This is a genomic window from Streptomyces achromogenes (genome assembly GCF_030816715.1).
GTDB lineage: Bacteria > Actinomycetota > Actinomycetes > Streptomycetales > Streptomycetaceae > Streptomyces > Streptomyces achromogenes_A.
The window spans coordinates 6,146,495-6,160,023 of sequence record NZ_JAUSYH010000001.1 but is presented as its reverse complement, the minus strand read 5'-3'; the positions used below and the strand labels follow the sequence as shown (position 1 = coordinate 6,160,023).

General features: G+C 72.3%; 9 protein-coding genes. 2 read left to right on the top strand and 7 right to left on the bottom strand.

Annotation, left to right across the window (positions count from 1 at the left end; genetic code table 11):
* Positions 1-27: 27 nt before the first annotated feature.
* The 6 genes from ftsH to nsdA form a co-directional block, all read right to left on the bottom strand.
* Positions 28-1,965: an ATP-dependent zinc metalloprotease FtsH gene (gene ftsH / locus QF032_RS27770; protein WP_307046212.1), complete on the bottom strand. Its 1,938-nt coding sequence runs from the start codon at positions 1,963-1,965 to the stop codon at positions 28-30.
* Between the two features lie 108 nt (positions 1,966-2,073).
* Complete coding sequence (ffh, locus tag QF032_RS27765) at positions 2,074-3,624, bottom strand: signal recognition particle protein (protein WP_057580515.1); 1,551 nt, start codon at positions 3,622-3,624, stop codon at positions 2,074-2,076.
* A gap of 120 nt (positions 3,625-3,744) precedes the next feature.
* Positions 3,745-6,201, bottom strand: a complete 2,457-nt coding sequence (locus QF032_RS27760; protein ID WP_307046209.1) for a [protein-PII] uridylyltransferase — start codon at positions 6,199-6,201, stop codon at positions 3,745-3,747.
* 26 nt (positions 6,202-6,227) lie between these two features.
* Positions 6,228-6,566 (bottom strand): P-II family nitrogen regulator, encoded by a 339-nt coding sequence (locus QF032_RS27755; protein WP_003997576.1) that lies wholly within the window; start codon positions 6,564-6,566, stop codon positions 6,228-6,230.
* Positions 6,563-7,906, bottom strand: coding sequence for an ammonium transporter (locus QF032_RS27750; RefSeq protein WP_307057876.1), 1,344 nt, complete (start codon positions 7,904-7,906; stop codon positions 6,563-6,565). Before QF032_RS27750 ends, QF032_RS27755 begins: the two co-directional genes overlap by 4 nt.
* Positions 7,907-8,265: 359 nt before the next feature.
* The gene (nsdA, locus tag QF032_RS27745) at positions 8,266-9,750 is read right to left on the bottom strand and encodes a transcriptional repressor NsdA (protein WP_307046207.1); all 1,485 of its coding nucleotides are present in this window, start codon (positions 9,748-9,750) and stop codon (positions 8,266-8,268) included.
* Between the two features lie 447 nt (positions 9,751-10,197).
* Between nsdA and QF032_RS27740 the strand changes: the two genes are divergently transcribed.
* Positions 10,198-10,887 (top strand): bifunctional DNA primase/polymerase, encoded by a 690-nt coding sequence (locus tag QF032_RS27740; protein WP_307046205.1) that lies wholly within the window; start codon positions 10,198-10,200, stop codon positions 10,885-10,887.
* Positions 10,888-11,108: 221 nt separating this feature from the next.
* Here QF032_RS27740 and ftsY read toward each other — a convergent pair whose 3' ends face one another.
* Positions 11,109-12,323 carry a signal recognition particle-docking protein FtsY gene (gene ftsY, locus QF032_RS27735; protein ID WP_306955920.1) on the bottom strand — a complete coding sequence of 405 codons (1,215 nt, stop codon included), beginning with the start codon at positions 12,321-12,323 and terminating at the stop codon, positions 11,109-11,111.
* 209 nt (positions 12,324-12,532) lie between these two features.
* On the opposite strand from ftsY, the gene QF032_RS27730 reads away from it, so the two are divergent.
* Complete coding sequence (locus tag QF032_RS27730; RefSeq protein ID WP_307046202.1) at positions 12,533-13,504, top strand: LLM class flavin-dependent oxidoreductase; 972 nt, start codon at positions 12,533-12,535, stop codon at positions 13,502-13,504.
* Positions 13,505-13,529: the final 25 nt, after the last annotated feature.

Genomic DNA, 13,529 nt, shown 5'->3' with positions numbered 1-13,529 from the left:
GGGACCCGGCCCGTGCCGGGTCCGGGCCTACGCGTCCTCCTTGGTCAGCCGGGTGACGCCGGCGATGCGGTACGCGTCCGCCTCCTCCAGCGTCTCGTGCTCCAGCAGCGCCAGGGCGAGGGCGTCCAACTGCCCGCGGTGGTCACGGAGTTTGCGGCAGGCCTCCTCGTAGCACTCGTCGACGATGCGACGCATCTCGTGGTCGATGGCGTCGAGGGTCGCTGGGGCGGCGGCGAGGCCGTAGGCCTGCTGGGCGTCGTTGGGGAGGGCGGAGAGGCGGCCCACCCGCTCGCTCATGCCCCACCGCGCGACCATCCCGCGCGCGATGTTGGTGACCTGCTCCAGGTCGTTCTCGGCGCCGGTCGTGACGACGCCGTAGACGATCTGTTCGGCCGCCATGCCGCCGAGGGCGCCGATGATCCGACCGCGCAGATACTCCTCGGAGAGCGCGTACCGCTCCACCTCCGGGGTCGACAGGGTCACGCCGAGAGCGCGGCCGCGCGGCACGATGGTGACCTTGCGGACCGGGTCGGCGCCGGGCTGCAGCATGCCGAGGAGGGCGTGGCCGCTCTCGTGGAACGCGGTGCGCCTACGGTCCTCCTCAGGCATGATCAGCGTGCGCTCGGCCCCGAGCTGCACCTTCTCCAGCGCCTCGGACAGGTCGGCCTGCGTCACCTGTTCCTGGTCGCGCTTCACGGCGAGCAGCGCGGCCTCGTTGGCCAGATTGGCGAGATCCGCGCCCGTCATGCCCGGGGTGGTCCGCGCCATCCATGCCAGGTCCACGTCCGGTGCGAGGGGGATCTCGCGGGTGTGGATGGCGAGGATCGCCTCGCGTCCGGCGCGGTCCGGCGGGGAGACGCTGACCACCCGGTCGAAGCGGCCGGGCCGGGTCAGCGCCGGGTCCAGGATGTCGGCGCGGTTGGTCGCCGCGATGACGATGACGCCCTCGGCCCCCGAGAAGCCGTCCATCTCGGTGAGGATCTGGTTCAGGGTCTGCTCGCGCTCGTCGTGCCCGCCCACCGAGGCGCCGCCGCTGCGGATCCGCCCGATGGTGTCGATCTCGTCGATGAAGATGATCGACGGCGCCACCTTGCGGGCCTCGGCGAACAGTTCACGCACGCGCGACGCGCCGACGCCCACGATCATCTCGATGAACTCCGAGGCCGAGGCGGAGAAGAACGGCACGCCGGCCTCGCCCGCCACCGCGCGCGCCAGCAGGGTCTTGCCGGTGCCGGGCGACCCGGCGAGCAGCACGCCGCGGGGCATCTTCGCGCCCATCCGGCGGTAGACCTCGGGGTGCTCGAGGAAGTCGACGACGTCGTCCAGCTCGCCCTTGACCTCGTCGATGCCGGCCACGTCGGCGAACGTCGTGCGCCGGCCGTCGGGTCGCAGGCCCACCGGCCTGGGCGGCGTCTTGCGCCCGAGCATGCCGCCCGCGCCGCCCGGACCGCCGCCGAAACGCCGGGCGAAGAAGATCCACACGGCGACCAGGAGCACGATCGGCACCAGCGAGAGAAGCAGGTTGGCGAGCGGACTGCGCTGCTGCACGACCGGCCGGGCCGTCACCGTGACGTCCTGGCGGTCCAGGTTCTGCCAGAGGTCGTCGTCCGCGAAGGCCGGGCGCTGGGTCGTGAACTTGGTGTACTGGCCGCCGCCGTCGGGGTCGTCGCGGGCCTTCTTGAGCTGGCCCTGGATGGCGTCGCCCTTGGAGTAGATCTTGTCGACGTTGCCCGCGTCGACCTGTCTGCTGAACTCCGTGTAGGAGATCGTCGGCTCGTCGCCGCCGCCGAGGTAGTTCAGTCCGACGTACACCAGCAGGAAGACGATCACCGCGGTGACGGCCAGGCCCCACCAGCGGCCGCGCGCCCTCCTGCCGTCCGGGGGACGCCGTCCGTCGTCGTCCGGGGTCCCCTCGGTGCGCCAGGGCTGGTCGGGGGCCTTGCGCTCCGGAGCGGCATTGCTCATATCTGGACGCTACGACAGAGCGCCGGGCACGGCATGCGCTGCGGGGTGCGCCGGAACGCGCCGAGGGCGCCCTCCGGTACGGGAGGACGCCCTCGGCGGCTGACGGACTCAGCCCATGAACTTCTTGAACTCGTCCGGCAGCTCGAAGTCCTGGGCGCCCTGCTGCGGCAGCCCGAGCGCGTTGCCGCCCTGGGCCTGGGCCTCGCGGCGCTGGGCCGCCTCCAGCTCCTGCTGCTTGCGCTTCATCGGGTTGCCGGAGCGCTGCTTGCCCTTGGCCTGCTTGGGCTGCTTCTTCTGTCGGCCGGCGCCGCCGCCCATGCCCGGCATCCCCGGCATCCCCGGCATGCCGCCGCCCTGGGCCATCCGGGACATCATCTTGCGGGCCTCGAAGAACCGCTCGACCAGCCCCTTCACGGCACTGACCTCGACGCCGGAACCCTTGGCGATACGGGCGCGGCGCGAGCCGTTGATGATCGTCGGGTCCTGGCGCTCGCCCGGGGTCATGGACTTGATGATCGCGGCGGTGCGGTCGACGTCGCGTTCGTCGAGGTTGGCGATCTGGTCCTTGATCTGGCCCATGCCGGGCAGCATGCCGAGCAGCTTGGAGATGCTGCCCATCTTCCTGACCTGTTCCATCTGGGCCAGGAAGTCGTCCAGGGTGAAGTCCTGGCCCTTCTTGGACGCCAGCTTGGAGGCCATTTTCTCGGCCTCTTCCTGACTGAACGTCTTCTCCGCCTGCTCGATCAGGGTGAGCAGGTCACCCATGTCGAGGATGCGGGAGGCCATCCGGTCGGGGTGGAAGGCGTCGAACTCGTCGAGCTTCTCGCCGTTCGAGGCGAACATGATCGGCTTGCCGGTCACCGAGGCGATCGACAGGGCCGCGCCGCCGCGGGCGTCGCCGTCGAGCTTGGACAGCACGACGCCGTCGAAGCCGACGCCGTCGCGGAAGGCCTCGGCGGTGTTGACGGCGTCCTGGCCGATCATCGCGTCGACGACGAAGAGGATCTCGTCGGGCGAGACGGCGTCGCGGATGTCCGCGGCCTGCTGCATCAGCTCGGCGTCGATGCCGAGACGGCCGGCGGTGTCGACGACCACGATGTCGTGGACCTTGGCCTTCGCGAACTCGATGGAGTCCTTGGCGACCTGGACCGGGTCGCCCACCCCGTTGCCGGGCTGCGGGGCGTAGACGGCCACGCCGGCGCGCTCGGCGACGACGCTGAGCTGGTTGACGGCGTTGGGGCGCTGGAGATCGCAGGCGACGAGCAGCGGCGAGTGGCCCTGCTCCTTCAGCCAGCGGCCGAGCTTGCCCGCGAGGGTGGTCTTACCGGCGCCCTGGAGGCCGGCCAGCATGATCACCGTGGGCGGCTGCTTGGCGAAGCGCAGGCGGCGGGTCTCCCCGCCGAGGATCGTGACGAGTTCGTCGTTGACGATCTTCAGGACCTGCTGGGCGGGGTTGAGGGCCTTGGAGACCTCGGCGCCGAGGGCGCGCTCCTTGACGTTCTTGATGAACGTGCGGACGACCGGCAGGGCCACGTCCGCTTCGAGGAGGGCGATGCGGATCTCGCGCGCCGTGGCGTCGATGTCCGCTTCGCTCAGGCGCCCCTTGCCGCGCAAGTTCTTGAAGGTCGCTGAGAGGCGATCGGAGAGAGTATCGAACACGGCGGCGTCGGTCCTCGGTGTCGGGGGCGGTCTGAGCGTCTTCCAGGGTATCCGGCTGCGCAAGACATTCGTCCCCGCCTGCTGTATTCAGCGGACGGGGACGGGCCGCGCGGCGCTCGATCACGCCCGCAGCGTCTCCTCCAGCTTCCGGGCGACGGCGACGGCCTCGTCGCCCGGCAGGGGCGCGCCGTCCGTTCCGGTGACGTAGAAGGCGTCCACGGCGTTCGCGCCGAGGGTGGAGACGTGCATGCTGCGCACCCGCAGGCCCTCGTCCTCCAGCGCCCGGCCGATGCGGAACAGCAGCCCCGGCGCGTCCTGGGCGCGCACCTCGATGACGGTGGCGTGCCGGGAGGCCGCGGAGGCCACCGCCACGCGCGGCGGCGGGGCGACCACGCCCCGCCTGCGCGGGTAGGCGGCGTCGCGTTCCGCGAGCCGTCCGGCGATGTCCAGCGAGCCGTCGAGGGCCCGTACGAGGTCGGCGCGCAGCCGGGCCGCCTGGGGCAGCGAGCCGTACTCGGCGGCGACCCGCCAGTTCAGCAGCAGGACCGAGCCGTCGACGCCGTCCGGGAGGTCCTGGGAGCGCAGTTCGGCGGTGCGTACGGTCAGCCGGTGCACGGCGAGGACGCCGGCCACCGCGGGCAGCACGCCCGCCTGGTCGGGCACGGCGATGAGCAGCTCCACGCCGAGCGGCTCGGGGTCGCCGGCCGGCTGCTCCCCCGCGGTATCTGCGGGCGTCTCGGTCTGGGCCCGCAGGGAGAGCACCGGGCTGCCCGTGGCGATCGCCTCGATGGCGAGGCGTTCCTGCTCGGCGGTGGGCGCGGTGTCGTCGGGCTCCTCCGGTTCGTTGCCGGCGAGGACCGCCGCGACCCGTTTGACCAGGTCCGCCACGAGCGAACCCCGCCAGGACGACCAGGCGGCGGGCCCGGTGGCCAGCGCGTCCGCCTCGGTGAGGGCGTGCAGCAGTTCCAGCGTGCCCTGCGAGCCGACCGCGTCGGCGACCGCGCGCACGGTGGCCGGGTCCTCCAGGTCGCGCCGGGTGGCCGTGTCGACGAGCAGCAGATGGTGGCGGACGAGGGCGGCCAGCACGTTGACGTCGGCGCGGTCGAAGCCGATGCGGGCGGCCACGTCCTTGGCGATGATCTCGCCGGCCACCGAGTGGTCGCCGGGCCAGCCCTTGCCGATGTCGTGCAGCAGCGCGGCGACCAGCAGAAGGTCGGGCCGGTGGACGCGGCGGGTGAACTCGGAGGCGCGCACGGCGGTCTCGATGAGGTGCCGGTCGACGGTCCAGATGTGCACGGCGTTGCGCTGCGGCCGGCAGCGGACCCGCTCCCAGTCGGGCAGCAGCTGCGTGATCAGCCCCTCGGCCTCCAGCGCCTCCCAGACCTCGACGGTCGGCTGACCGGAGCCGAGCAGGGTCACCAGCTGCTCGCGGGCCTCGGCGGGCCACGGCGTGGGCAGCGGGCGCACGGTGGCGGCGAGGCGCCGCACGGCGTGCAGGGACAGCGGCAGGCCGGCCTGTGCGGCGGCGGCCGCGGCGCGCAGCGGGAGCACGGGGTCGCGTTCGGGGCGGGCGGCGCGGGCGAGCACCACCTCGCCGTCCTGCTCGACGACCCCTTCGGCCAGCGGAGACCGCTCGGGCGCGGGCTTCCCGCCCCCGAGCATGGCGCGCAGCCGGGGCCGCACGGCGCGCGAGCGCAGGACGCGTCCGACCTCGCGCCAGGTGACGTCGCTCGCGTACGAGATGACGCGCGCGGCCTCGTACACCTGCCGCAGGAGGGTGTCGGCGTCCAGCAGGTCCAGCTCGACGGCCACCTGGTCCTGCTCCTGGAGCGCGAGGCGGTCGGTGGCGCGGCCGGTGGCCAGGTGCAGGGCGTCGCGTACGTCGAGGAGCCGGCGGCGGGCGTCGGCGAGCCCCTCACGGGGCGCGTCGGCCAGCCAGGAGGCGGCGACGGCGCGCAGCGCGGTGGCGTCCCGCAGTCCGCCGCGCGCCTCCTTCAGGTCGGGTTCCAGGAGGTACTGCAGCTCGCCCTGGCGCTCGGCGCGCTCGGCGCACAGTTCCTGGAGTTCGGGCAGGCGCCTGGGCGCCTGGTTGCGCCAGTCGGCGAGGACGGACGTCCGCAGTCCCGCGGTGAGGCCGAGGTCGCCGGCGAGGTGGCGGGCGTCCAGCAGGCCGAGCTGGACCTTGAGGTCCTCGCCGGCGGTCTTGCGGGCCTCCGCCGGGGTGCGGACGGAGTGGTCGAGGGCGAGACCCAGGTCCCAGACGGGGTACCAGAGGCGGTCGGCGAGGGCGGCGACGGTCTTGGTGTCGGCGCCGTCGTGCAGCAGCAGCAGGTCGAGGTCGCTGCGCGGGGAGAGCTCGCCGCGGCCGTAGCCGCCGACGGCGACCAGGGAGACGCCCCTCAGTTCCTCGGCGCCGGCGGTGAAGAGTCCGGCCAGCCAGTCGTCGGTCAGTTCGGCGAGGGCCGCACGGCGCGGCGGCCCGGACTGCGCCTCCTCGGTGAGGAGGCGCAGCCGGGCCGCCGCGTAGCCGCTGGGTCCCGAGTCCTCTGCATCCTTGCGCACGTCCGTACTCGTCACCCAGCGACTCCTGTTCTCTTCTGCCGTCAGAGCGCGTCCGGGCCGCGCTCGCCGGTGCGGACCCGTACGGCGGTCTCGACCGGGAGGGACCAGACCTTGCCGTCACCGATCTTGCCGGTGCGGGCCGCCTTGACGATGACGTCGATCAGCTGCTCGGCGTCGTCGTCCTCGGCCAGCACCTCGATGCGGATCTTGGGGACCAGGTCGACCGTGTACTCGGCGCCGCGGTAGACCTCGGTGTGTCCCCGCTGACGACCGTAGCCGCTTGCCTCGGTGACCGTCAGTCCGTGCACGCCGAAGGCCTGCAGGGCTTCCTTGATCTCGTCGAGCCGGTGGGGCTTGACGACGGCGGTGATGAGCTTCATGCGTCCACCTTCTTGCTCGCCCCGGCGACGGCGGTCGGGAGGGCGGTCGTGCGGGCGGCGCCACCGCCGGCCCCGCTGAAGTCGTATGCGGTCTCGGCGTGCTCGGCCTGGTCGATGCCGGCGATCTCGTCGTCCTCGGAGACCCGCATGCCGATGGTCTTGTCGAGGAGGAAGGCGAGGACCGCGGAGACCACCAGCGAGTAGGCGAGCACCGCGAAGACACCGGCGCACTGCTTCCACAGCTGGTCCCACGAGTGGTCGCCGTAGAAGACGCCGGTCGCGGTGGACTGGCCCTTGCCGGTGGCGAAGAAGCCGATCAGGAGGGAGCCGATGACACCGCCGACGAGGTGGACGCCGACGACGTCGAGCGAGTCGTCGTAACCGAACTTGTACTTCAGGCCGACGGCCATGGCGCAGAGCAGACCGGCGATGGCGCCGACGGCGATCGCGCCGAGCGGGGAGACCGCTCCGCCCGAGGGGGTGATGGCGACCAGACCGGCGACCGCGCCGGAGGCGGCGCCCAGCGTGGTGAACGCGCCGTGGCGGATCTTCTCGTAGATGAGCCAGGCCAGCATGGCGGCGGCGGTGGCGACCTGCGTGTTGACGAACATCAGCGCGCCGACGCCGTCGTCGTTGCCGAGCCACGAGCCGGCGTTGAAGCCGAACCAGCCGAACCACAGCAGACCGGCGCCGAGCATGACCAGCGGCAGGCTGTGCGGGCGCATCGGGTCCTTCTTGAACCCGACGCGCTTGCCGATGACGAGGATCACGCCGAGGGCCGCGGCACCGGCGTTGATGTGCACGGCCGTACCGCCGGCGAAGTCGATGACGCCGAGCTCGAAGGCCCAGCCGCCGGCGCCCCAGACCCAGTGCGCGACCGGGAAGTAGACGACCGTGGCCCACAGGGCGACGAACAGCGCCCAGGCGGAGAACTTGACGCGGTCGGCGAGCGCACCGCTGATCAGGGCGGGCGTGATGATCGCGAACATCATCTGGAAGACCATGAACACGAAGATCGGGATGGTGTAACCGTCCCACAGCTCCGTCAGGCCGATGTTGCTGAGACCGAGCCAGTCGGAGTTCCAGCCGATGAGGCTTCCGGAGTCGGTCCCGAAGGCGAGCGAGAAGCCGTACAACACCCACAGGATGGTGACGATCCCGATGCTGATGAAGCTCATCATCAGCATGTTCAGCGTGCTTTTGACCCGGACCATGCCTCCGTAGAAGAAGGCGAGGCCCGGGGTCATGATCAGCACCAGGGCGGAACAGATGAGCATGAAGCCTGTGTTCGCGGAGGACAGCTTGGGTGCCTCCGCGGCAAGCGTGATGGCTGCTGCCATCGGCGTCTCCTCGTCGTAGGTACGGCCCCGTGCGGGCGAAACCAGATCGGGTTCGTGAGGGGTGGGCCGGTTATGCGCCATGAGATTCGCGCAGCGCCGTTTCGGTGGACGCCCCTCGTTGTTTCGCCGCCGTGACGAAGGTGCCGCGTGCGTTACGCCTCGGTGAACTGGCTGATGTTCGACGAGCGGATCGTTATGGTGGCGCAACCTTCACTGAAGGAAGGAAACCGGCCGCGGTCGGCCTTCCGATGACCTGGCATGGGGGAGCCGAGTCGGGCGGTTCGGGAGGACCGGCCGCGGCCGGGGTTCTGGGGTTTCGCCCGGTGGACCGCTGCCGGCGGCCGGTCGGGCGGGGTGGATCAGACCGCTTCGGCCGTCTCCGGCAGCTCGACGGTGAGCCGCTCGGTCAGGTCCACGACCTCGGAGAGATCCCCGAAATCGCGTACGGCGCTGTCGACCGTCTTTCGGATACGAGTGTTGACGCGCTCGGAGCGCACCTTCTTGGCCTCCTTCATGGCCTGCGTGGCGAGAACGGTGCTCTGCTCGGGCTCGCGCTGCAGCAGGTGCACCGTGGCCATGCCGATCAGGTTCAGCACAAACGAGCGCTGGTGGTCGCCGTCGCCGGCGAACAGTTCGACGGCCCGCCGCATCAGGGGCTCGGCCAGTGAGGCGTAGGCGGGGCTTCGGCCGGCGACGTAGGCGAGGTCGCGGAAGGAGTGGCTGTTCTCCCCGTACAGCTCTGCCTCGGAGAAGAAGCGGATCCAGTCCGGGTCCGGCTCGTCCCACTCGTCGGTCTCGGCGAAGGTGTCCTCGGCCATCCGGACGGCGCGCTTGCACCGGCCGGGCTGGCCCATGTTGGCGTAGGCGCGGGCCTCCATCGCATACAGCATGGACTGGGTGCGCGGGCCGGCGCAGTCCCGGCTGCCGTACTGGGCGAGGTGGATCAGCTCCAGCGCGTCCTCCGGCCGGCCGAGGTGGATCATCTGGCGGCTCATGCTCGACAGCACGTAGCTGCCGAGCGGCCGGTCGCCGGCCTCCTTGGCCGCGTGCAGGGCCAGGACGAAGTACTTCTGCGCGGTCGGCTGGAGCCCCACGTCGTAGCTCATCCAGCCGGCGAGCTCGGCCAGCTCGGCGGCGACCTTGAAGAGCCGGCGCGAGGTGGACTCGGGCTGGGGCTCCTGGAGCAGGTCGGTCACCTCGTGCAGCTGCCCGACGACCGCCTTGCGGCGCAGGCCGCCGCCGCACTGGGCGTCCCACTGCCGGAACATCACGGTGGTGGACTCCAGCAGGTCCAGCTCGGGCCGGGAGAGCCGGCCGCGGGCCCGGCTGGTCGGCACCGACTCCGGCTCCTCGATCGGGGCGGGCGGCGAGGGGACCAGCCAACGCTGCATCGGCTCGATGAGGGACGGCCCCGCGCACAGGGCCAGCGACGTCCCGAGGAAGCCGCGGCGCGCCAGCATCAGGTCGCTGCGCGAGAACTCGCTGAGCTGGGCCACCGTCTGCGGGGCCGTCCACGGCAGGTCGACGCCGGTCGCGGAGGGCACCTGCCGGGCCGCGCGCAGTCCGAGGTCCTCGACCGAGACGACGCAGCCGAACCGCTCGGAGAACAGCTCGGAGAGGATCCTGGGGATGGGCTCGCGGGGGTTCTCGCCGTCCAGCCAGCGGCGCACGCGCGAGGTGTCGGTGGAGATGTGGTTGGCACCCAACTGGCGTGCCCGGCGGTTGACTTGACGTGCGAGTTCGCCCTTCGACCAGCCGCTCCGCACGAACCACGAGGTGAGCAGCTCGTTCGGGCGCCTGTCCGCGCCCGCAGCGTTGTTCCCGCTTCCGCCGTTGCCGCTCACTGGAACGCCCCCATCCCTGAGACCACTTGTCACTGAGTGCGCCAAGCCTTATCAGAATGCCGGTAAATAGGGCCCGCCGTACGGCACTTGTCACCCTTCGAACGGAAACCCGACTTGCCCCCGGCATACCCACGAGCGCAAGCACCCACAGGACCCGCCTACTCAAAGTAATCCTACGATCACGGTCCCAGCCACGGCGATCCCGGAAACGCCACCATTCGCCACCCCTTCGGATGAACTCCCGGTGACCCGTACGCGATTCACTTGACAGAGAACAGCCAGGGGTGAGCGGAGCGAAGCACTCAGGGGCGCGCGGAGCCGAGCCCACCACCCGCGGCGCTCCCGGGAGCTGCCTGGATCGGGCGGTACCGGGGAAGCGGAAGCACACAGAGTCACGGTGCTCGACCGCTGCGTAACCAGCGGCGCGTAGGACCCGTTGGAGGGGGCATGGGCTTCACGATCGGCGGCATCCGCGAGATCCGCTCCGGCGCGCGCAGGCGCGGTCGCTCGTCCGAGTGCACCGCCGTCGCCGAGTTCACGGGACTGTGGGGCTGGGACGCGGTGCCCGGCGCGCGGGCCGCGGCCGGCGTCTGCTCCTGCGGGCGCTCCGGGTGCCGCGAACCGGGGGCGCACCCCCTGGAGTTCGCCCCGCGCGTGCCGGCCGGCGCCACGCTCGACGACGTGGGCCGGACGTGGGGCGGGTTCCCGGGCGCCGCGGTGATGCTGCCCGTCGGACGCGCGTTCGACGTGCTGGACGTCCCCGAGCCCGCCGGGCGGCGCGCCCTGGTCCGCCTCGAGCGCATGGGCCTGCCTCTCGGCCCGGTCATCGCCACACCCGAGGGCCGCACCCAGTTCTTCGTCGCTCCCGGCGCCGCCGCCGAGCTGACGGACCTGCTCTACCGGATGGGCTGGGACGATCCGGCCGCCCTCGACCTGCGCGGCCTCGGCCCCGGCGCGTTCATCACGGCCCCGCCCTCCGACCGCGGCGGCCTCGGCCCGGTGCGCTGGCTGCGCCCGCCCGCGCTGGACTCGGCGACCCGCCCGCCGGAGGCCCGGCTGCTGCTGGGGACACTGGCGTACCTGGCCCACCGGTCACGCGCCCAGGACCCGCGGGAGACGCTCGGGCGCACCGCCTGACGCCGCCCCTCCTGACGCCGCTTGACGGCCCCTGCCGAGGGGCCGCTCAGCACCTCGCGGGACCGCCGGGCGCCACGGGAGCGGCCCTCCCCGCACGGGTTCGGTGACGTACACGGCGAAGCGCCCGCTCCGACTGCACCTCGGAGCGGGCGCTTCTCCCGTGCCCCGGCGCGCCGTGCGGCACACCGTCTGCGGTACGCGACCCCTGCGGTACGGGCCGGTCAGTCCCCGATAAGGGCATCGACGAAGGCCTCCGGCTCAAACGGCGCGAGGTCGTCCGCCCCCTCGCCGAGTCCGACCAGCTTGACGGGGACGCCCAGCTCGCGCTGGACCGCGACCACGATGCCGCCCTTCGCCGTGCCGTCCAGCTTGGTCAGCACGATGCCGGTGATGTCGACGACCTCGGCGAAGACCCTGGCCTGGACGAGCCCGTTCTGCCCGGTGGTGGCGTCGAGCACGAGCAGCACCTCGTCCAGCGGGGCGTGCTTCTCGACGACCCGCTTGACCTTGCCGAGCTCGTCCATCAGGCCCGTCTTGGTGTGGAGGCGGCCGGCGGTGTCGATGAGGACGACGTCGACCCCCATCTCCTTGCCCTCCTTCACCGCGTCGAACGCGACGGAGGCGGGGTCGCCGGCCTCGGGACCGCGCACCGTGTGCGCGCCGACCCGCTCGCCCCAGGTCTGGAGCTGGTCGGCGGCGGCGGCGCGGAACGTGTCGGCGGCGCCCAGCACGACGGTGCGCCCGTCGGCCACGAGCACGCGCGCGAGCTTGCCGGTGGTGGTGGTCTTGCCGGTGCCGTTGACGCCGACGACCATCACGATGCCCGGCTTGCGGTCGTCGGGCTCGGTCTTCACGGTGCGGTCGACCTCGGTGCCGACCAGCTTGAGCAGCTCCTCGCGCAGCAGCGCGCGCAGCTCCTCGGGGGTGCGGGTGCCGAGCACCCTCACGCGCTCGCGCAGCCGCTCGACCAGTTCCTGGGTGGGAGCCACGCCGACGTCGGCGGTGAGCAGCGTGTCCTCGATCTCCTCCCAGGTGTCGTCGTCGAGGTGCTCACGCGAGAGCAGCGTGAGGAGCCCCTTGCCCAGGGCGTTCTGGGAGCGGGAGAGGCGGGCGCGCAGACGCACCAGCCGCCCCTCGGTGGGCTCCGGGACCTCGAGTTCGGGAACCTCGAGAGGGGGGACGACGGGGGGTTCCTCGACGGCGGTGCCGGTCGAGCCGCCGTCGGGAAGATCCACCTCCTCGATCGTGCGGCGCGGTTCGTCGCGCGGCGTCTCGGCCTCGTCGCCGACGTGCGGTTCGGCCGGAGGGGCGGTGATGTCGGGCGCTGCGGGGGGCGGCGGGGGCAGCGGCTTCTTCCGCCGGCTGCCGACGACCAGCCCGCCGAGCACTGCGAGCACGACCACGGCGATGACTACAGCAAGGATGACGGTTTCCATAACCATGCCAGTATGCGTGACCCCTCCCGACCGGGGCGGGCGGCGGCCCGGCCGCGCGTCGGGCCGCCCTCCTCCGGCCTCTCCCTGTGGGCCGATGGGCACGAGGGGGCGGCACCCGACCGGTGCTCGTGGGTCGGGCCGTCCCGGCCCATGGCCATCTGACACCCCGTCAGCTACGGTCCCTCACATCCGCCGAAGGGGGTCCCTCCATGCCCGTCACCGTCGTCCGATTCAACCTCGTCGCCCCCGGTGCGACCCCGGCCGAGCTGGGCGTCCGCTACCGGGCGGCGCTGGAGATGGCCGCGTACGCGGACCGGCACGGGGTCACCCTCGTACAGACCGAGGAGCATCACGGCGTCGAGAACAACTGGCTGCCGTCGCCCTTCGTCTTCGCGGGCGCGGTGCTCGGGGCGACGCGACGGCTGACGGTGACCGTCTCGGCCGTCATCGGGCCGCTGCACGACCCGCTGCGGCTGGCCGAGGACATCGCGGTGCTGGACCTGCTGAGCGGCGGCCGGCTGGTCACGGTCGCCGGCATCGGCTACCGGCCGGAGGAGTACGTCCGGGCCGGAGTGGACTGGAAGCGGCGGGGGCGGCTCCAGGACGAGCTGCTGGAGACCGTGCTGAAGGCCTGGACCGGCGAGGAGTTCGAGTACCGGGGCCGTACGGTACGGGTCACCCCCCGCCCGGCGACCGATCCGCACCCCCTGTTGCTGGTGGGCGGATCGTCGAAGGCCGCCGCCCGCCGGGCCGCGCGGCTCGGGCTGCCGTTCTTCCCCAGCGCCCATCTGCCGGAGCTGGAGGCGTACTACAAGGAGCGGCTGAACGAGTACGGGACCGAAGGCTGGACGATGATGCCGGGGGCCGAGACGCCTCTGCTGCATGTCGCCGAGGATCCGGACCGGGCGTGGGCCGAGTACGGCGAGCGGTTCCTGCACGAGGCGCGGATCTACGCCTCCTGGCAGTCGGGGGAGATCCGTTCGGCGGTGAAGTCGGGGGCGAAGACGGTGGCGGAGCTGCGGGAGGAGGGCGTGTACCGGATCCTCACGCCCGACGCGTGCGTGGCGCAGGGGCTCGACAACCTCGTCCTGCATCCGCTGGCGGGCGGGATGCCGGTGGAGGAGGGGTGGCGCAGCCTGCGGCTGTTCTGCGAAGGCGTACTGCCCCGGCTCGGCGGGTGAGCCGGGGCAGCACGTCCTACGGGTG

Coding starts and splice junctions, on each gene's coding strand:
- ftsY (WP_306955920.1), bottom strand. CDS start 12,323: ATGGAAACCGTCATCCTTGCTGTAGTCATCGCCGTGGTCGTGCTCGCA.
- QF032_RS27755 (WP_003997576.1), bottom strand. CDS start 6,566: ATGAAGCTCATCACCGCCGTCGTCAAGCCCCACCGGCTCGACGAGATC.
- ftsH (WP_307046212.1), bottom strand. CDS start 1,965: ATGAGCAATGCCGCTCCGGAGCGCAAGGCCCCCGACCAGCCCTGGCGC.
- QF032_RS27730 (WP_307046202.1), top strand. CDS start 12,533: ATGCCCGTCACCGTCGTCCGATTCAACCTCGTCGCCCCCGGTGCGACC.
- QF032_RS27750 (WP_307057876.1), bottom strand. CDS start 7,906: ATGGCAGCAGCCATCACGCTTGCCGCGGAGGCACCCAAGCTGTCCTCC.
- QF032_RS27740 (WP_307046205.1), top strand. CDS start 10,198: ATGGGCTTCACGATCGGCGGCATCCGCGAGATCCGCTCCGGCGCGCGC.